Origin of the sequence: Enterobacter sp. FB (assembly GCF_000805795.1) — a bacterium.
Classification (GTDB): Bacteria; Pseudomonadota; Gammaproteobacteria; order Enterobacterales; family Enterobacteriaceae; genus Enterobacter; species Enterobacter roggenkampii.
In genome coordinates this window covers 97,401-115,895 of record NZ_JSZC01000002.1, presented here as the reverse complement: position 1 = coordinate 115,895, position 18,495 = coordinate 97,401, and the positions used below count along the sequence as shown (strand labels likewise).

Annotated in this window: 18 protein-coding genes; 4 read left to right on the top strand and 14 right to left on the bottom strand. The window is 49.9% G+C overall.

The window, feature by feature from the left end; genetic code table 11:
* Nucleotides 1-196: 196 nt before the first annotated feature.
* On the bottom strand, nucleotides 197-721 hold the full coding sequence (locus PI91_RS00680; RefSeq protein ID WP_013087105.1) for a hypothetical protein: 525 nt from the start codon (nucleotides 719-721) through the stop codon (nucleotides 197-199).
* Between the two features lie 141 nt (nucleotides 722-862).
* On the opposite strand from PI91_RS00680, the gene PI91_RS00675 reads away from it, so the two are divergent.
* Together PI91_RS00675 and PI91_RS00670 are read left to right on the top strand one after the other, a co-directional pair.
* Nucleotides 863-1,123, top strand: coding sequence for a type II toxin-antitoxin system ParD family antitoxin (locus tag PI91_RS00675; protein WP_013087106.1), 261 nt, complete (start codon nucleotides 863-865; stop codon nucleotides 1,121-1,123).
* Complete coding sequence (locus PI91_RS00670) at nucleotides 1,110-1,406, top strand: type II toxin-antitoxin system RelE/ParE family toxin (protein ID WP_013087107.1); 297 nt, start codon at nucleotides 1,110-1,112, stop codon at nucleotides 1,404-1,406. The genes PI91_RS00675 and PI91_RS00670 overlap by 14 nt, the downstream gene beginning before the upstream one ends.
* Before the next feature lie 218 nt (nucleotides 1,407-1,624).
* Here PI91_RS00670 and pcoE read toward each other — a convergent pair whose 3' ends face one another.
* The 7 genes from pcoE to pcoA form a co-directional block, all read right to left on the bottom strand.
* The gene (pcoE, locus tag PI91_RS00665) at nucleotides 1,625-2,059 is read right to left on the bottom strand and encodes a copper resistance system metallochaperone PcoE (protein ID WP_032664823.1); all 435 of its coding nucleotides are present in this window, start codon (nucleotides 2,057-2,059) and stop codon (nucleotides 1,625-1,627) included.
* A gap of 215 nt (nucleotides 2,060-2,274) precedes the next feature.
* Entirely contained in the window at nucleotides 2,275-3,675 is a 1,401-nt protein-coding gene (gene pcoS / locus PI91_RS00660) for a copper resistance membrane spanning protein PcoS (RefSeq protein WP_032638101.1), read from the bottom strand.
* Nucleotides 3,672-4,352 carry a copper response regulator transcription factor PcoR gene (gene pcoR / locus PI91_RS00655; RefSeq protein ID WP_001188930.1) on the bottom strand — a complete coding sequence of 227 codons (681 nt, stop codon included), beginning with the start codon at nucleotides 4,350-4,352 and terminating at the stop codon, nucleotides 3,672-3,674. The genes pcoS and pcoR overlap by 4 nt, the downstream gene beginning before the upstream one ends.
* A 54-nt stretch (nucleotides 4,353-4,406) precedes the next feature.
* A complete protein-coding gene (pcoD, locus tag PI91_RS00650) occupies nucleotides 4,407-5,285 on the bottom strand; it encodes a copper resistance inner membrane protein PcoD (protein ID WP_229692861.1) in 879 nt (292 codons plus the stop codon).
* Nucleotides 5,286-5,340: 55 nt separating this feature from the next.
* On the bottom strand, nucleotides 5,341-5,721 hold the full coding sequence (pcoC, locus tag PI91_RS00645; RefSeq protein WP_000025662.1) for a copper resistance system metallochaperone PcoC: 381 nt from the start codon (nucleotides 5,719-5,721) through the stop codon (nucleotides 5,341-5,343).
* A gap of 39 nt (nucleotides 5,722-5,760) precedes the next feature.
* Nucleotides 5,761-6,651 carry a copper resistance outer membrane transporter PcoB gene (gene pcoB / locus PI91_RS00640; protein WP_198527850.1) on the bottom strand — a complete coding sequence of 297 codons (891 nt, stop codon included), beginning with the start codon at nucleotides 6,649-6,651 and terminating at the stop codon, nucleotides 5,761-5,763.
* 5 nt (nucleotides 6,652-6,656) lie between these two features.
* Nucleotides 6,657-8,474 carry a multicopper oxidase PcoA gene (pcoA, locus tag PI91_RS00635; RefSeq protein ID WP_000925242.1) on the bottom strand — a complete coding sequence of 606 codons (1,818 nt, stop codon included), beginning with the start codon at nucleotides 8,472-8,474 and terminating at the stop codon, nucleotides 6,657-6,659.
* Nucleotides 8,475-8,708: 234 nt separating this feature from the next.
* On the opposite strand from pcoA, the gene PI91_RS00630 reads away from it, so the two are divergent.
* Both PI91_RS00630 and PI91_RS00625 read left to right on the top strand, forming a co-directional pair.
* Nucleotides 8,709-9,158, top strand: a complete 450-nt coding sequence (locus PI91_RS00630; protein WP_039265238.1) for a hypothetical protein — start codon at nucleotides 8,709-8,711, stop codon at nucleotides 9,156-9,158.
* Nucleotides 9,159-9,446: 288 nt separating this feature from the next.
* Nucleotides 9,447-10,184, top strand: a complete 738-nt coding sequence (locus PI91_RS00625) for a peptidoglycan DD-metalloendopeptidase family protein (RefSeq protein ID WP_039265237.1) — start codon at nucleotides 9,447-9,449, stop codon at nucleotides 10,182-10,184.
* A gap of 33 nt (nucleotides 10,185-10,217) precedes the next feature.
* On the opposite strand, the gene PI91_RS00620 is transcribed toward PI91_RS00625, so the two are convergent.
* From PI91_RS00620 to cusF, 6 genes are all read right to left on the bottom strand, one after another.
* Nucleotides 10,218-10,415 carry a DUF2933 domain-containing protein gene (locus tag PI91_RS00620; protein ID WP_004388331.1) on the bottom strand — a complete coding sequence of 66 codons (198 nt, stop codon included), beginning with the start codon at nucleotides 10,413-10,415 and terminating at the stop codon, nucleotides 10,218-10,220.
* 40 nt (nucleotides 10,416-10,455) lie between these two features.
* Nucleotides 10,456-12,903, bottom strand: coding sequence for an Ag(+)-translocating P-type ATPase SilP (gene silP / locus PI91_RS00615; protein ID WP_023327683.1), 2,448 nt, complete (start codon nucleotides 12,901-12,903; stop codon nucleotides 10,456-10,458).
* A gap of 126 nt (nucleotides 12,904-13,029) precedes the next feature.
* Nucleotides 13,030-13,470, bottom strand: a complete 441-nt coding sequence (locus PI91_RS00610; RefSeq protein WP_008322815.1) for a DUF411 domain-containing protein — start codon at nucleotides 13,468-13,470, stop codon at nucleotides 13,030-13,032.
* An 86-nt stretch (nucleotides 13,471-13,556) separates the two neighbouring features.
* Nucleotides 13,557-16,703 carry a Cu(+)/Ag(+) efflux RND transporter permease subunit SilA gene (gene silA, locus PI91_RS00605; RefSeq protein ID WP_000574021.1) on the bottom strand — a complete coding sequence of 1,049 codons (3,147 nt, stop codon included), beginning with the start codon at nucleotides 16,701-16,703 and terminating at the stop codon, nucleotides 13,557-13,559.
* Nucleotides 16,704-16,713: 10 nt separating this feature from the next.
* Nucleotides 16,714-18,006, bottom strand: coding sequence for a Cu(+)/Ag(+) efflux RND transporter periplasmic adaptor subunit SilB (silB, locus tag PI91_RS00600; RefSeq protein WP_001485328.1), 1,293 nt, complete (start codon nucleotides 18,004-18,006; stop codon nucleotides 16,714-16,716).
* A gap of 113 nt (nucleotides 18,007-18,119) precedes the next feature.
* The gene (gene cusF, locus PI91_RS00595; RefSeq protein WP_001246153.1) at nucleotides 18,120-18,473 is read right to left on the bottom strand and encodes a cation efflux system protein CusF; all 354 of its coding nucleotides are present in this window, start codon (nucleotides 18,471-18,473) and stop codon (nucleotides 18,120-18,122) included.
* Nucleotides 18,474-18,495 lie beyond the last annotated feature (22 nt).

Sequence of the window (18,495 nt, the reverse complement as noted above, 5' to 3'; positions counted from 1 at the left end):
TGAATACAGATACTTAAAATATGAAAATCGTTCATGACACTCCCTTACTTACTATATATATCGGCAAAAATATTGATATATTTAGATTAAGGAGTGTAATTGTTTATTATTTTACCATAGTTTGCAGGAGCAGTTTTTTATAATTATAAAACATGCTGCTGCAAAATAACTTCATATACATCTCAACCTAAACCTATTATTCCTGGCTGATATCCGAAGAGGGAGCAGGATGAAGCTTTGCATAATCTTCTCGAAGCGATTTTGCCGCGGGTTTCCAGGCTTTCGCCCACTCATCATCCATTCTACCTACACCAACAATCTTCAGTGCGACAGCATAGGGAGTGCGCCCTTGCTGTTTTGAAAGCCACAGGATGTGATCATCAATTCTGTCATCAGGTATATCGTCGATAATGGAATGGATAACATCGAGGTCCTCTGATAGCCACGGCTTTCCAGTACGGGGAAACACCAGGTCCGGTTCGCGCGGTTTCTTTACCTTCTCGTTTTTGGCGATCTGTCTGGCTTCTTTCTCCGCAGAAATGAGTCGTAGTCGCTCCTTAAGCCCACCCAATGTGGCAACCGTTTTAATTAAATTTTCTCGCTGTTCGCGAGTAATACTTTGCTCATCACAGATCAGGTCGTTCAGGGTATCGATGAGTGTATCCACCCGATTTTCTGTTAATTTCATTTCCAGTTCTCGCTTAAGGCTACAACTCAGCATTCTATTAGATATCTATCTGATTTCGCATCCCTGTTGATCTCATAAATGCAGCCCATAGTCTCGATCACTGACCATGGAAGCCTGATGCTAAAATGATATACTTATGTAAGAACAAATCTTACATAATGAAACGGAGGGGTTATGGCCCGTACAATGACGGTGGACGTGGGTGATGAGCTGCGTGAATTTATCGATTCCCTGGTTAAGGCCGGTGATTACCGAACCCAGAGCGAAGTCATGCGTGACGCGCTGCGGCTGCTGCGCGAGAAGCAAGCTGAATCACGCCTTCAGGAACTGCGCGATCTGCTGGCCGAAGGCATCAGCAGCGGCGAGGCGAAACCATGGAACAAGGATGCATTCCTGAATAATGTCAGGGCCAGGATGGCAAATGAAAGAGATTGAGCTGACACCAAAAGCAGAAGAAGATCTGGAGGCTATCTGGGACTACAGCTTCAGACAGTTCGGGGTTGTTCAGGCGGATGCGTATATCGGGCGTATAGCCGCAGTGTTTGATGTGCTGGCCATGCATGACATCGGCACGCATCGCGCAGAGCTGGGAGAAGATATCTGCTCGCTGCCGGTGGAACAGCACATGATCTATTTTGTGTCATCACATTCGGTGGTTACGATCATACGTATTCTCAGTCAGTCTCAGGATACGGCGCGGCATGAACCATGGATATAACTGAATGTGTAAAATAACAATCAAATTAAATACTTAGTTCGCGCAATCTATCTTATGTTAAATTTAGTCCGTCGTTTATTTAGTTCATAACAGGCCGCAGACTACGATTAATCATACACAGACATAATCTTTCATTTGGTTTAAAAAAACGCTCCCGATTGGGAGCGTAAGCCAGTGACTTCGGCGTTAAATGAGGGTCTGACAAGTGGAGCTGCGGGTTAATTCTGCGTGATCTGGCTGCGATGCTTTTCAGCCTGCTGCTGATGAATAACGGAAGATTGACCATTATTCGCCTTCTCATGCATAACAGCGGCTTTCTCATGCTCGTTCATTTCGGAAAATGATTTTGCTGTTTCGTTAGAAGCTGCTGGCTTGGATTTCATCATTTTGTTATGCATTTCAGCCATGTCCTGATGGGCAGCAGAATTGCCGTTTTGCATCATGTCATGGGACATTGCGGCCTGATCGTGACTGCTCATATCCATCATTGTCATGCTGTCTCCCTGAACTGCGCTTTTTTCAGCAGATGACTGCATCTGATGGGCAGGAGCCTGTGCATTATTTACCTGGTCATGCATGTTCATTGTCTCTGCAGCCATGGCGGATGAAGCGACAGCCATAATGGCAACAAATGATACGAGAATCTTTTTCATGGTTGGGTCTCCGGTGTTTTCATACCCGAACAATCAATGCTTATAACAGAGAAAGCATTTGATCTCAGGGCTGGTTGATCATCACGCCAGGAACCGGGCGATTGAATTATCACGCTGTCCTGATTTATGGCTGATTATAAAAAACCGCCTCTGTTTATCGCGTGACTGAACGATGACATTTTTGTCACCTTCCGGGTTTCTCCTGAATAACGGTATTAATCCATTAACAGACGCACACTGAACACAATTTCCCGCCCCTGCTGTTCTGCTGACAGCTCGCCGCCGTGAGCATGAATGATCGACCTTGTAATTGATAATCCCAGCCCCGCGCCTTCCGTGTTGTAGAACCTTGATGAGTCTGCGCGATAGAACCGGTCAAACAAACGTTCCAGATTAGCGGGAACCTGGCCGGACATCGTATTCGTAATCATCACGTTCACACAGTCACTGTCACGCTCAAGGTGTATCGCTGTACAGGTGTTATCGGGAGAATACTTGATTGCATTGGAAAGCAGGTTACTGAAAGCACGTCGGAGCATATCGCTGTCTCCGGCAACAACGCCCTCTCCTTCAACCGTGATTGTCTTTCCTGTTTCGTCTGCCAGGGGCTCGAACAACTCACGTAATTCATTCAGTTCGGCTGCCAGATCCACATCATGTTTATCCAGCCGCAGCAGACCATGCTCTGAACGTGCCAGAAAAAGCATGTCACTGGTCATTCGTGACAACCTTTTCAGTTCTTCCAGGTTAGCGAATAAAATTTCGCGGTAATGCGAAACATCCCTTTCCTTAGCCAGTGCAAACTGCGTCTGCATCATCAGATTACTGACTGGTGTGCGCAGCTCATGCGCGATGTCAGACGAGAAATCTGACAGTTTCCGGAATGCCCCCTCCAGGCGATCAAACATATTATTGAACTCCTGCATGGTCTCAGAGATTTCCGGCGGAGCCAGATCGGGATTTAGACGCTGATCCAGGCTGTGTACAGTCATGGAGGAAGCCAGACTGGTCATTTCCCGTAACGGTTTCAGACCAATACGTGTGGTCAGCCAGCCCAGAAAAACAGAAATAAAGACCAGACCGATATTGAACCAGAACAGCCAGGTACTGAGTTTGTCCATAAACAGGGTGTGATACCCAGTATCCGTGGCAACCGTAATGATGACATGTTTGCTTTTACCCTGTTCCGGCGTCATGGCAACCCGCCGCGAGATACTGCGGTACACGGTGTTATTTTCTTCCGTCTGGATCATATAGTCGAGAATATCACCCGACTTATTAAGCAGGACCGCTGGAACAACAGAATTTTTGGCATAGAGTTCAACAATTTTTTCATTTTCCATGTTTTTTATAGAAATGAATAAACCATTGTGCCCTACCATCGCATCGTTTATTTTTTCTGATAATGACTTAATATCCGTTTTGTTCCGGAACGTCTCTGTTTTAAGAAACTCTTCGGTGAGCTGAAGTTTACCTGTCAGAAAATCGCGGTCCTGATTATCGAAATAGCCATTAAGGGTGCTAATCAGGATAAAACTTGATAACCACCATACCGTAAGCATCACCGCAGAAAAAATCAGGCTCAGGCGTGTGGTCAGGGAAATTTTGAACCTCACTCTTCTCTGATCTCCAGGACATATCCGGCACCGCGAACGGTATGGATCAGTTTTGGCTCAAAGTCATCATCAATTTTACTTCTCAGACGTCTCACGGCGACATCAATCACATTCGTATCACTGTCAAAATTCATGTTCCAGACCAGGGACGAGATAAGACTCCTGGGTAACACTTCTCCGGTGCGTTGCAGCAGCAACTCAAGCAGAACGTATTCTTTACCGGTGAGATGGATCTTCTTCCCCGAACGGATCACGGTCCGGCGCACCATATCAACGGTCATATCGGCGATGGTGCAGACTGTTGCGGCCTGCGAGCGTGCCCGGCGCAGCAGGGTTCTTACACGTGCAACCAGCTCCGTAAAATCAAAGGGCTTAATCAGGTAGTCATCTGCGCCAAGCTCCAGTCCTTTCACTTTGTCCCGCACGTTGTCCTTTGCGGTTAAAAACAGGACCGGTTCTTCGTGCCCGGACTCCCTCAGTGCGCTGATGATTTGCCACCCGTCGAGGAAAGGCAGCATCACGTCCAGTATTATCAAATCATACTGTCCCTTCGACGCGGCCCCGAGACCATCGCGGCCATTATTAAAGAGATCGGCCTGATAGCCTTCCTCAACCAGTCCCTGCTGCAGGTAACGACCTGTTTTTTGTTCGTCTTCAACGATTAAAATACGCTGCATGGTCAACTCGCTGATATGAAAGTAAAAATCTCACGCATGAGCTTTGGATGTCCCCTAGCTGACCTGAGACGGAGCAAGCATTCCGAGCCACGCTACGGCGCCCAGAATGATAATCGCAACAACGAATTCTGTCAGGATGCTGTTTCGCATCAGGGCAACGCTGCGATCATAATTCCCTTCCCTGACCATAACTTCAAGCCGGGGACCCAGGTGAAACCGGTTTGCTGCAGCCAGAAGAAGCATCAGAACAAACAGAGCCGTCTTGGCAAGCAATATCCTCCCCCAGGAACTGTTGAATAAGGGAGTTAAGTTACCCTCAGCAATATACAGATAGTTGACCAGCGCACTCAGGATCAGGGCTACAACAATCACCGTTCCTGCCGTGGCAAATTTTGCCAGGGAGTCAGATATCACAATGACGCTCTGTGCATTATGCTCGTTTCTGCGCATCAGCAGGATAGCAAATGCAACCAGAGCACCTGTCCAGGCACCTGCAGCGCCGAGATGGGTCAGATCGCTCAGTAAATGGAGATAGTAATGCAGACCGTCATGCATAACGGCGTGTCCTCCCCAGGCAAGTGTAGCCAGCGCCACGCCCCCACTCATCGTCATCAGCAGGCAGGACAATACTCTCTTATTAGTGTAAAGGAACAAAGCACCGAGTGTGGTAAACAGGGCACAGAGCCTGACAATCCAGCTAATACCCACATCAGTTTCTTCTATCACCATCTCGATAACATGGATGGATAATTCTCTGAGGTCAGTTACTCCACTCATGGCATTAGATACCAGGAGCATATTAATGCCAGTAAGAATGATGCCTGTAACAACAGCAAAGGTTATAAACGACCTGAAATTAGTCAGGTTATAGGTTTCATGTCTGACACCGCTTATTCCATATATCTGAAAAAATGGCAATCCAAATATTACCATCAAATCCAGATAAAGAAGAAAACGAATAACAATCATAATCAGGTCGTTCATAATATTACTTCACTGTAAAGGTGTAATTACCGGTAATAGGGTGCGTATCTGAAGAAACCGCGCGCCAGTCAACACGATAAGTGCCAGCGGGTAAAGGCTCTCGCGGAATAATGACCATCGATTTAGGGTCAGCGCCTGGCGCCACTTTTGCCGCGACCGGCATCGGAGAATGTGATGACATGCCTTTCATACCCGTCATCGTTAATTTTGCACCTGAGAATTTCACGGTCAGATTTTCCGAGAAATTAAGCTGAATCTTTTCCGGGGCCGCTACGGCTGAATCAGCCTGTGGCACAGAGCTTTTTAATTCCGGATGGGCCATAGCAGAGAAAGCAACGCCCATAACGAGGCCACCTGTAAGAATGGCTTTATTTAAAATCGACATTTTATTTACCTGTTTAGTTGAATGTTTTATATCAGTGCGTTAAAACCAGATTCTGGCTCCCGCCAGGAATACTACCTGATGGTCTTTCTCACCTTCTCTTTTCGCCATATCGGATGTTTTCCCGTAAAGTTGATTCCAGGAAACGCCTATATAGGGTGCAAACTCACGGCGTATTTCATAGCGCAGCCGGAGCCCCAGCTCTGTGTCAGTCAGTCCCCTGCCGCGACCCCGCGATTCATCATCCTGACTGTAGAAATTCACCTCATAGGATGGCTGGAGTATGAGCCGGTTAGTCAGTAAAACGTCGTATTCTCCTCCCAGACGAAGGGCTGCTTTTCCGCCATTACTGACAAAACCCGTAATTTCAGACTCAAAATTATAGAGTGCCAGCCCCTGAAAACCGACAGCAGCCCAGGTCCGGGCAGAAGCAGGTCTGAAATCCTGCCTGACACCCGCAACCAAATCCCACCATGGGCCAACCGCATGTCCCCAGAGTAACTGCGCTTCAGCCGCCTCCGTTTCCCCATTGCTTCGTTCACCTTCACTCTTTAGCCAAATCCGATCTGTGTCGCCTCCAATCCAGCTGTTAACACTCCAGCTGAAATTGTTGGTGTTATCCGACCGTTGCCATTCCAGTTGATCCAGCAGAACCAGATAATTAATCGCACTGTCGTGAATCGCATGCCCCTGTAAATTGCCGAATGCAGCCTTCCGGTCGGCATCGGTAACAGGCGGAATTGGCGTTCTGCTCTTAGTTACAATGGGCTCCATTGACGTCATCTCAGTGAAATTCTCATCTGCTGGCATCTGCATGGCAGACATGTCGTGCCCGGCGTGGGGATCTGCAGAGACGGAGCCCGCCGCAATAGAAAGCTGTGAGGTAAACAAACCGGCGACCAGAACAGGTATGGCCTTCAAATTTCTCTTCATTCGCATCATTCCTCCACCCGGACTTCACGAAACATTCCCATTTCCATGTGATAGAGCAAATGGCAGTGATACGCCCAGCGGCCAAGCGCATCTGCTGTCACTCTGTAACTGCGTTTTGTACCAGGGGGAACATCTATTGTGTGTTTACGAACCATGAAATTACCGTTTTCATCTTCCAGATCGCTCCACATACCATGCAGGTGAATGGGGTGAGTCATCATGGTATCGTTGATCAGCGTGATCCTGAGCCGCTCACCGTATTTCAGCAGCACCGGTGCGGCATCTGAAAACTTGATTCCGTTAAATGACCAGGCAAACTTTTCCATGTGGCCGGTTAAATGCAGTTCTATGGTACGGCCAGGTTCACGTCCGTCAGGATCCTCAAAGCGGCTTTTCAAATCCGCGTACGTGAGAACCTTTCTTCCGTTATTTCGAAGACCAATACCCGGATCATTTAATTTCGGAGAGACGCTCATCGCCTGCATATCAACCAGTGGGTTATCCGTTTCTGACGCAGGATGACTTTGCATACCCGGCATTCCGGCCATCCGGGAATGATCCATACCGGCCATGCTGCTGTGATCCATGGGCGCGGAGGATGTCCCGCTATCCGGAAGGTCAGCACCGTCCATAGACATCATCTCTCCGCTGTTATCCATGCCTCCCATCTGGCTGTGGTCCATTCCTGCCATATCATGTCCCATTCCCCCCATACCCATATCTTCCATGGTCAACAGAGGACGGGGATCGAGGGGGGGAACGGCAGCACTTAACCCCTCTCTCGTGGCCAGTGTCCCTCGAGCGTAACCGGTCCTGTCCATGGATTGTGCGAAGATGGTATAGGCCTCACCCTGAGGCTCCACAATGACATCATAGGTTTCGGCAACGGCAATCCTGAATTCGTCAACGGTAACCGGGTTTACATACTGGCCATCTGCAGCCACGACCGTCATTTTCAGCCCGGGGATACGGATATCGAAATAGGTCATTGCCGAGCCGTTGATAAACCGTAAGCGTATCTTTTCACCGGGACGGAACAGTCCGGTCCAGTTTTTCAGCGGGGCCTGCCCGTTCATGAGATAGGTGTAGGTGTAGCCACTGACATCCGCGAGGTCAGTCGGATTCATTTTCATTTCAGCCCACATTTTCCGATCGGCAATGGTGGCTGACAGCCCCCTGGTATTCACGTCGCGGAAAAAAGAGCCAACGGTTGGTTTATTGAAATTGTAGTAATCCGACTGTTTTTTTAATTTTTTCAGCAGGCTGTGAGGATTTTCATCGGTCCAGTCAGACAACATGACCACATGCTCACGATCGTAAGCAAACGGTTCTGGCTCCCTGGCATCGATGATAATGGCACCGTATACCCCCTCCTGTTCCTGCAGACCGGAATGGCTGTGGTACCAGTAAGTCCCGTTCTGCTTAACCTTAAAGGTGTAAACGTAGGTATCATCAGGCTCTATGCCCATAAAACTCAGCCCCGGAACACCATCCATATTGGCCGGAAGAATAATGCCGTGCCAGTGAATGGACGTCTGTTCATTAAGACGGTTTTTGACCTTCAGGGTAATGGTGTCACCTTCTTTCCAGCGAAGAACGGGCCCCGGCAGGCCTCCATTGATTGTTTTGGCCTGACGCTCACTGCCCGTGATATTGACGGCCGTTTCACCAATGGTCAGGTCAAACTGAGTACCCTGCAGGGATGCGGCAACTGGCAGGCTCAGACTGGAACGCGCATTGAAACTCCATACGCCAAGACTTCCGGCTACGCCAGAGAGGGTTAACCCCTTCAGGAAAGTTCGTCGAGACGTTTTCAACAGCATGCGCATTCCCTTATTTAAAGTATGGTTACTGACAGAATTCGAGAACCGATTTAAATTAAATTACTGGTTCATCCACTTACAATGAAATGAATCTAGCACACCTTAAGAAACAAATTCATTACAATCGTGTAATGTACATAGCTGTATTACATTTACGTCATCTTCCCCACAGGTTGATTATTTTTATATATGATCATAAGGACATCTTTTATGTACCTCAGAAGGTAATTACACATGAATATATTAATCACGACCACTGCGTTTACAGCTTTATTTTGTGGGGCAGCTTTTGCTCAGTCCAGTGATATTGCCCATGAAGCACATCGATTTGTTAATAATGCCTCAGCCGTCAGTCATGTGAATTCCTCGACGCATGAAAACTTACCGGACAGGGTTAATAAAAACAACACGCCCTCATTCTCTGAAATGAATGAACATGAAAGGGCCATTGTTGCTCATTCATTTATGAACAACAGCGCGTCCTATGCGCATCAGAAAATGATTGAGGAACATAAAAAAATGCTGTCCGGCAGTGATGCAAATTCAAAGACCTCGTCTTCTTCTTTTAACGAACTGAATGCCGGAGAAAAAGCCGCTCTCGTGCATGAGCAGGTCAATAATGCCGGTGCGGAAGCACATCAGACGCAGGCAAGAAAGCTTCGCAGGCTGTATTCGACCAGGTAACTGCAGGCGGGTTAGTGCTTAGCGTCAGGTGCGCAGCAGGGCTTTACTGACGGGTTACGTAGCAGGACATGAGCCCCATATTGCTCTGCCGTAACCTGTTTCAGTCCCGTTAATCATCACCGTCGGGCTGGTCATACAGTTCCCAGAGCTTCCGGAGCAAACGGGAAACAAGATATGTTACAAAAATGACGACCATCAACGGTGCTCCCGATTAACTGACAGATGACACGCCTCCTGAAAACCCCTAGCATACGCCGCAGTGTTCATGCTAACGGCGAATTCCAGTAAATGTATTCTACCGATGTCGTAAAAGAAAATGCCTACCTTTCAGCCACCCGCTCGGGGCTGGAATCGAACGAGATCGCTACTCTTCAGCGCTCCTTGCCTTCCCGGTTTAATCTGCGGCATTTGAAAAAAAATGAATCATTAAAACTCGTACTGCAAAAGAAAGCGGGAAAATCACGTGTCGTGGCCTATAAATTTACGTCCGGTTCATTTAATTACACGGCGTATCGTATATCAGATAAAAAGTTCTATAACCTTTCCGATACTTCCGGGAAAGGCAGTCTCGATTATCCGTTACCGGCCACAGCAAGACTCAGTTCGCCTTTCAATCCTGCAAGACTTAACCCGGTATCGGGAAAAGTGAGTCCCCATAATGGCATTGATTATTCCATGCCCATGAACACGAAAATAGTCAGCGTCATCGACGGAAAAATCACCCGGGCCGAATACAACAGTACCATGGGATATTTTGTTGAAGTAACGGGAAAAGCCGGTGTTAAAACTCGCTATCTCCACCTCAATAAAATACTCGTTACTAAAGGGGCCAGGGTTACCCGGGGAGACGCTATTGCGTTATCCGGTAACAGCGGACGTTCATCCGGTCCTCATCTGCATTACGAGCTGGTCATCAATAACAATCCTGTTAACTCACTGGCGTTCCGGACGGCGGCACCCGCTGATAACAAACTCGAACATCATGCCTTTGCGCATGCCAGAGACTACGAACGATACCTGGACTGATAACGGGACCGCGACGCGGTCCCGTCTGCCGGATTAATTTTTTTTATCGTTTTCACTTCCGTGATGTTGATGATCTCCATGCCCCCCGTGACCGTGGAAAAGATGCATGAGCGGACAAAGCAGCAGTAACAGATATGGCCAGTAGCCTGCCACATGTGACCAGTGTTCGCGCAGGAGAGCAAATGCCGCAATCGCGGCGACAGCAATAAGCGCATAGGTTGTACTTTTCATACCGGACTCCTTCTGTTCGTAACAGCCCCTTCACTCAGTGTTATTTCCCGAGCCTGACACTTTTCAGACGCAACGCATTTGCAATGACGCTAACGGAGGAAAGGGCCATGGCCGCCGCCGCAATAACTGGCGACAGCAGTATTCCATACACAGGATAAAGCAGACCTGCAGCTACAGGCACCCCAAGAGCATTGTAGATAAACGCAAAAAACAGATTCTGCCGGATATTTTTCATGGTGATCTCTGACAGATGACGGGCCCTGTTGAGTATCATCAAATCGCCTTTGAGAAGGGTAACGCCAGCACTTTCTATTGCCACATCTGTACCCGTTCCCATGGCTATACCCACGTCAGCCGCTGCCAGCGCCGGGGCATCATTCACACCGTCTCCGGCCATCGCAACCACATGGCCAGACTCTTTCAGTCGGGTTATCACTGCTTTTTTGCCATCCGGCAGAATCCCGGCTTCAACCTCATCTATTCCCAGTTTCCGTGCGACTGCTTCAGCAGTAAGCTGGTTATCCCCGGTGAGCATAACAATGCGGATCCCCGCCTGACGCAAAGCTTTAAGCGCATCCGGCGTGGTTGCTTTCACGGGATCCGAGATAGCTATCAGGCCTGCAAGGTTCCCGTCTGTGGCCACATAGATAACGGTAGCGCCTTCCATCCGCAACGTATCCGCAACGGCCTTTTGATTATCAATAACGATACTGTTTTCCTGCATAGCCAGTTCATTACCAATAACAACCCGTTGACCTTCGACATCGCCTGAGACACCTTTCCCCGACGGGGCATTGAAATTACTGACGGCAGGTATCACGATCCCCTTTTCATGCGCGGCTCTGACAACAGCCATACCCAACGGATGCTGCGAACCTTTTTCCACTGCAGCTGTTACACGTAAAAGAGATATTTCCCCACCCGGACTGAGACTGATAATCCCTGTCACCGTAGGCGAACCTTCCGTGAGCGTGCCTGTTTTGTCGACAACCAGCGTGTCCACTTTTTCAAGACGCTCAAGGGCTTCGGCATTCTTGATTAACACCCCGGCCTGGGCGCCTTTGCCCACCCCCACCATTATCGACATCGGCGTGGCCAGTCCCAGCGCGCAGGGACAGGCAATAATCAGGACCGACACAGCCGCAATGAGACCGTGCGCCATCCTGGGCTCGGGCCCCCAGACAGACCAGATCAAGAAAGCAACAACCGCGATAAGTATCACCAGAGGAACAAACCAGCCTGAAACGCTGTCTGCCATTCTCTGGATGGGGGCACGCGAACGCTGTGCATCAGCGACCATCTGAACAATTCGTGAGAGCATCGTTTCATCACCGACTTTCTCTGCACGGATGATAAGACTACCTGTCTGATTAATCGTCCCCCCAATGACAGGGTCACCCTTCGTTTTGGTAACCGGCATAGACTCCCCGGTCACCATCGATTCATCCACGGTTGTTTTGCCTTCGATCACGATACCGTCGACCGGAATACTCTCTCCAGGTCTGATGCGGAGCTTATCGCCAGGCAGGACATCTTCCGCATTAATATCCGTTTCATGACCGTCATGATCCAGCCGTCTGGCGGTTTTGGGGGCAAGGTTCAGAAGCGCAGTAATGGCGCCTGAGGTTTGTTCCCGTGCCCGCAGCTCAAGAACCTGTCCCAGCAGAACAAGCACCGTAATAACTGCTGCGGCTTCAAAATAAACGGCCACCAGGCCATCCATGTTTCTGAACGATGCAGGAAACCAGGAGGGGAAGACGGTTGCAATGACGCTGTAAACCCAGGCTACGCCGGTCCCCATTGCAACAAGGGTAAACATATTCAGGGAGCGGTTACGTAACGACATTCCGGCCCGGGCGAAGAATGGCCAGCCACACCACAACACGACAGGGGAGGCCAGAAGCAACTGCAGCCATGTGTTGTACTGTGGCGGTACTGTATTCCTCAAGTCGGGAAACAGATGAGATCCCATTTCGAGTACCAGAACCGGAAACGCCAGCAACAACCCCAGCCAGAAGCGTCTTGTCATGTCGTGAAGTTCATCACTCGGCCCCGTGGATGCCGTAGCTACGAGCGGCTCCAGTGCCATTCCACAGACAGGACAGCTTCCGGGACCACTGCGGCGTATCTCCGGGTGCATCGGACATGTCCACACACCTTCAGAATTCTCTTTTTCCGCCTGGTTGTGAGGCTGTTTTATCTGATCAGGGCTGACTTCGTGATGATCGTGGTGATGGTGATGGGAATGTTCACTGGCATCTTCGGTAAAATAATGATCGGGATGGGCTTTAAATTTGCTCTCACAGCTGGCGGAGCAGAAATAAAGCTGATGGTCCTGGTATCGAATGCTGCTGTGCGCCTTGTCAGGCAGGATGACCATCCCGCACACGGGATCTCTCACCTTATGCAATACGTGGCCCTCGTCCGGGGATAATGTCTGCTCAGAAGCAGTCTGGTTGTTGTGTTGCACTGCATTGTCATTTTTCACAGTAACTCTCCTTATGCATACCGAAGCATCTTCTGTCTTCAGGGTATGTCATGGATGCGATTACCACGAATATCGCCGGCACAGGAGTGCCTGCTACCGGCGTCCCGTTATCAGCCGTTCCGCTGACTATTCGATTCGCTGGAAGACTTTTTTACTTCCATCCGGTGAGAATGCGATAACATCGTAAGCCTCTTTTCGGGCTCCCATCTCCATTCCAGGACTTCCTGCTGGCATACCGGGGGTGGCGAGACCGTATATACCCGAACCAGACTGCATTGCCTTATGTATCGTTGTCGCAGGCACATGGCCTTCAATGATCAAATTACCGGCAACCGCGGTATGACAACTTCGTAGTCCTGCAGGAACAGCATGCTTTTCTTTCAGGGCTGACAGCGCCTGATCATTCATGACGTGAGTTCGTACTTCGAACCCGTCTTTTTCCATCGCTTTGCCCCACAGGGAACAACAGCCACAGTTTTCAGATTTGTACATATCAATCACTTTTTCACTCGCCATCGCGGGTAGTGAAAGGCCGAGAGCCAGCGCCATTAGAACCACTTTTTTCATACTCACCTCTGTATATTATCGATATAAACCCTGACGTCAGGGTGAATCAGTAAAGAAGGACACCCACAGGGGGTGCCCTTTCAGGTTCAGGACACGCTTTTTTTATGTCTGCGCAGCCAGATTAATTTGTAGGCGGCAGGAATAATGAACAGGGACAGCAGCGGAGCCGTGATCATCCCACCAATCATGGGTGCCGCAATACGGCTCATGACTTCTGAACCTGCGCCGGTTCCCCAGAGTATTGGCAGCAGACCCGCAATGATCACCGCCACGGTCATGGCTTTCGGCCGGACACGCAGTACGGCACCATGATAGAGGGCTTCATCAAGACCTTCCGGTGTGAACGTCTCTTTACGGGACAATTCCGGGTGCGCTTCAATGGCATGACGCAGATACATCAGCATGACCACGCCAAACTCTGCTGCCACCCCGGCCAGGGCGATAAACCCGGTTCCGGTCGCCACTGACATATGGAAGCCCTGCCAGTACAGGAACCATATTCCGCCAACCAGGGCGAACGGCAGGCTCATCAGGATCAGCAGGGCTTCGTCAACCCGGCGGAATGCCAGATACAACAGGATGAAAATGATCATCACCGTCATCGGCACCATCAGCTTCAGTTTCTTGTTGGCATGCTCAAGCAGTTCAAACTGTCCGGAGAATGCCACACTGGTTCCCGGTCTCAGTTTCACTTTCTCGCTGATGGCCGTCTTAATGTCGTTAACCACCGACACCATGTCCCTGCCGCGGGCATCAACATAAATCCAGCTGGCTGGCCGGGCATTTTCGGTTTTCAGCATGGTTGGTCCAGAAACGACGTTAATATCCGCGACATCGCCCAGCGTGATCTGCTGCTTCATCGGGGTCAGGATCGGCATCTGTTTCAGCGCCTGCGGACTGTTCCGGTAATCCTGCGGGTAGCGAATGTTAATAGGGTACCGGGCCACCCCTTCAACCGTCTCACCCACCATAGCACCTCCGATTGCTGAAGAGACGAACAGCTGGACATCACCTACCGTCATCCCGTAGCGGGAGGCTTTCTCCCGGTTGATATCGATATCGATGTAGCGCCCGCCCTCAAGTCGCTCAGCCAGGACAGACACCACGCCAGGCACGGTTTTGGCTACCGCCTCGATACTCTGCGCCGTCGCGTCGATATCGGACAGAACAGTCCCGGACACTTTGATACCTATCGGGCTTTTGATCCCGGTTGAGAGCATATCAATACGGTTACGGATAGGCGGCACCCAGAGGTTTGCCAGACCCGGTAAACGGACTGTCCTGTCGAGTTCATCAATAATCTTGTCAATTGTCATGCCGGGACGCCACTGATCCTCAGGTTTGAGCTGGATCGTGGTTTCCACCATTTCGAGCGGCGCGGAATCCGTTGCGGTCTCTGCTTTACCGGTCTTGCCAAATACAGAAGCCACTTCAGGAACGCTTTTGATTAACTTGTCTGTTGTCTGCAGGAGCGCTGCAGCTTCTGCCGGAGAGACGCCAGGCAAGGTCGACGGCATATACAGCAGATCGCCCTCGTTAATCTTCGGCAGAAATTCACCGCCCACCTGACTCAGTGGCCAGATAACCGTGAAAATGGACAAGGCCGCAACCAGCAGGGTTGTTTTTGGCCAGTGGAGGACCCGCAGCAGCAAAGGATGATACGCTTTGATCAGCACCCGGTTCAGGGGGTTACTTGTCTCGGCAGGAATTTTCCCCCGGATCCAGAATCCCATCAGAATAGGAATGACGATGATGGCCAGTGCGGCCGCTCCCGCCATGGAGTACGTTTTCGTGAATGCCAGCGGGCCAAACAGACGACCTTCCTGCCCTTCCAGGGTAAAGATAGGAATAAAGGACAGGGTGATGATCAGCAGGCTAATGAACAACGCGGGTCCCACTTCCACGGAGGCGTCGGTAATCACCTTCCAGCGGGTGGCGTTGTCAATCTGCTCACCCGGATGCTGATGATCCCACTCCTCAAGCCGTTTGTGCGCATTTTCAATCATCACAATGGCGGCATCCACCATCGCACCGACGGCAATCGCTATCCCTCCCAGCGACATGATATTGGCGTTCAGTCCCTGGAAGTGCATGACGATAAAGGCGATACACAGGCCAAGCGGCAGAGAGATAATCGCCACCAGGGCAGAACGTACGTGCCACAGGAACAGAGCACAGACGATGGCCACCACGATAAACTCTTCCAGAAGTTTGGAACTGAGGTTATCAATCGCCCGGTCGATTAACTGGCTGCGATCGTAGGTGGTCACGATTTCAACGCCTTCCGGCAGGCTGGCCTTCAGCGTCTCCAGTTTATCCCTCACTGCCGTGATAACGTCGCGCGCATTTTTACCCGACCGCAGGATCACCACGCCGCCAGCGACTTCTCCCTGGCCGTTCAGCTCGGCAATACCACGCCTCATTTCGGGCCCGGTCTGCACGCGGGCAACATCCCGCAGATAAACCGGCACGCCGTTCTCACCTGTTTTCAGGACGATGTTATTAAAATCATCAATGCTCTGAAGATAACCGCTGGCACGGACCATATACTCCGCTTCGGCCATTTCAACGGATGAGCCACCGGCCTCCTGGTTAGACGATTCAAGTGCCTGTTTCACTTCGGGCAGGCTGATACCGTACTGGGACAGTTTTACCGGATTGACCTGAATCTGGTACTGTTTCACCACGCCGCCAACCGAAGCGACCTCAGCCACGTTCGGGATGGTTTTCAGCTCAAATTTCAGGAACCAGTCCTGCAGAGAGCGCAGTTCTGAAAGGTCGTGTTTTCCGTTGCGATCGACAAGGGCATATTCAAATATCCAGCCCACTCCCGTGGCGTCCGGGCCGATTTCAGAGCTCACACCCGCAGGCAGTTTGCCCTGAACCTGATTCAGGTATTCCAGCACGCGCGAACGGGCCCAGTACAGATCGGTGCCGTCTTCAAAAATGACATACACATACGAATCACCGAACTGTGAAAAGCCACGCACGGTTTTTGCGCCAGGTACGGACAGCATGGTGGTGGTAAGCGGATAGGTGACCTGGTTTTCTACAATCTGCGGGGCCTGTCCGGGATAGCTGGTTTTAATAATGACCTGCACATCTGACAGGTCAGGCAGCGCATCGACCGGCGTGTTAATTATCGTCCATGTGCCCCAGATGCTGAGAAACAGTGCGCCCATCATGACCAGGAAACGGTTGGCGACAGAGCGCCGGATAATCCATTCAATCATCGTCGTCTCCTCAGTGCCCTGAATGCATATTTACAGGCTGCTCAGACATTGCTGGCATACTGTTTTCTGTTTTTTCAGGGTGGCGCATACGTTCCAGCGCGCCCGTAATATTGGCTTCGGAGTCAATGAGGAACAGGCCACTGACCACCACGGTATCGCCTTCATTCAGGCCGGAGCCAATGCCGGACTGTTGCTGTGATTCATGCAGAACGTGGATCTGTTTCGGCACAAACTTGCCTTCATCATCAACAGTAATCACGCGCTGTTCTTTGCCGGTATCGATAACGGCCTGGCTTGGTATCAGCAGCATCTCCTGGCTCTTGGTATTCAGTTTCAGATAGGCATTCATGCCCGGCTTGAGAAACTCATCCTTATTAGAAACCTGGAGACGGACCTGAAGCGTACGGGTTGTCTGATCCACGCTGGGAAGAATGTTCCATTTTTCGACATGGAATGTTTTATCCGGATAAGCCGGTACCGAAATTTCAAACTGCGACGTATCTTTCAGCAGATAGGCGATAGATTCTGGCACTGCAGCGCTGATCCAGACCGGGTCCATCCCCTGAATCTGAGCCACTACTTTATCTTTCGAAATATTCATTCCGGTGCGCAGGTCAAACGCAGTAATGACACCATCAATAGGTGCTTTAATGGTAAAACGGGTCTGGATTGTGCGGGTTGAACGCAGCCTTTGAATATCCTCTTCCGGCATACCAGCCAGACGAAGTCGCTCCAGAACCCCTTTTATCTGGGTTGACGTACCGCCTGTACCGGATAACAGCAGGAACTCACTTTGTGCCTCAACCCATTCAGGAATGGTGATATCGATAAGCGGAGTGCCTTTCTTCACATGATCGCCAATCGTCAGGGGATACACTTTTTCGACGAAACCGTCAGAACGCGCCTGCACAATGACAAACTGATACTCGTTGTAACTGACATTAGCCGGGATTGTCTGGGAATAATTCAGCATTCCTCGCGTAACTTTTTGCGTTTTTAATCCCAGATTCTGAACCTGGGTTGGATCGATACGGATCCCGCCACTGCTTTTATCGCCACTTTCATCAGCATATTTCGGCACCAGGTCCATATCCATAAAGGGAGATTTTCCGGGTTTATCAAATTTGGTATCCGGTTTCATCGGGTCATACCAGAAAAGTACCTTTCGCTCCGGTGCCTTTTGTTCGGTTTGTACTGTTTTTTGTGATGAGTTTACATACTGCCAGGCAGTAACCGATATCAGCCCCCCTGCTATGAGGCTGCTGATAATTATTGCAGCATATTTTATCTTTAAAGAAGCCATACAATTTCTCGCTGAAAAATCAAAACACCTGGCATATGCGCCCGATCATTCATTCACAGTAATCCCTTAATGAATGTTCAGGCGCACTGGATGTATTCGCTCCGGACTGATAATCAGGATTGCGTAACGTTAATGCTTTTGAGTAAGGAGATATTGCCCTGCTGAATAAACGAGAAATCGACATGGTTGCCGGTTTTCAGGGCATTGATAGCGTCGTCTGCATTAACAAAAGTGAAGCGCATGGTCATTGCAGGCCAGCCCACAGCAGGGATTGCTTCGTGCGAAATGGTAATCTTTTTACTATTCATATCAATGTCTTTAACGACACCGGTGCCCTTGATAACCTGCTGTACCGAAGCATCACTGGCAGCATTCATATCGCCATGCTGATGTGTTTCAGCATGAAGACCGGCAGAAAACATGACAGAGAAGGCACCAAATAAAACGGCTTTAAGTGAATTACGCATTTTTAATTTCCTGATTAATTAA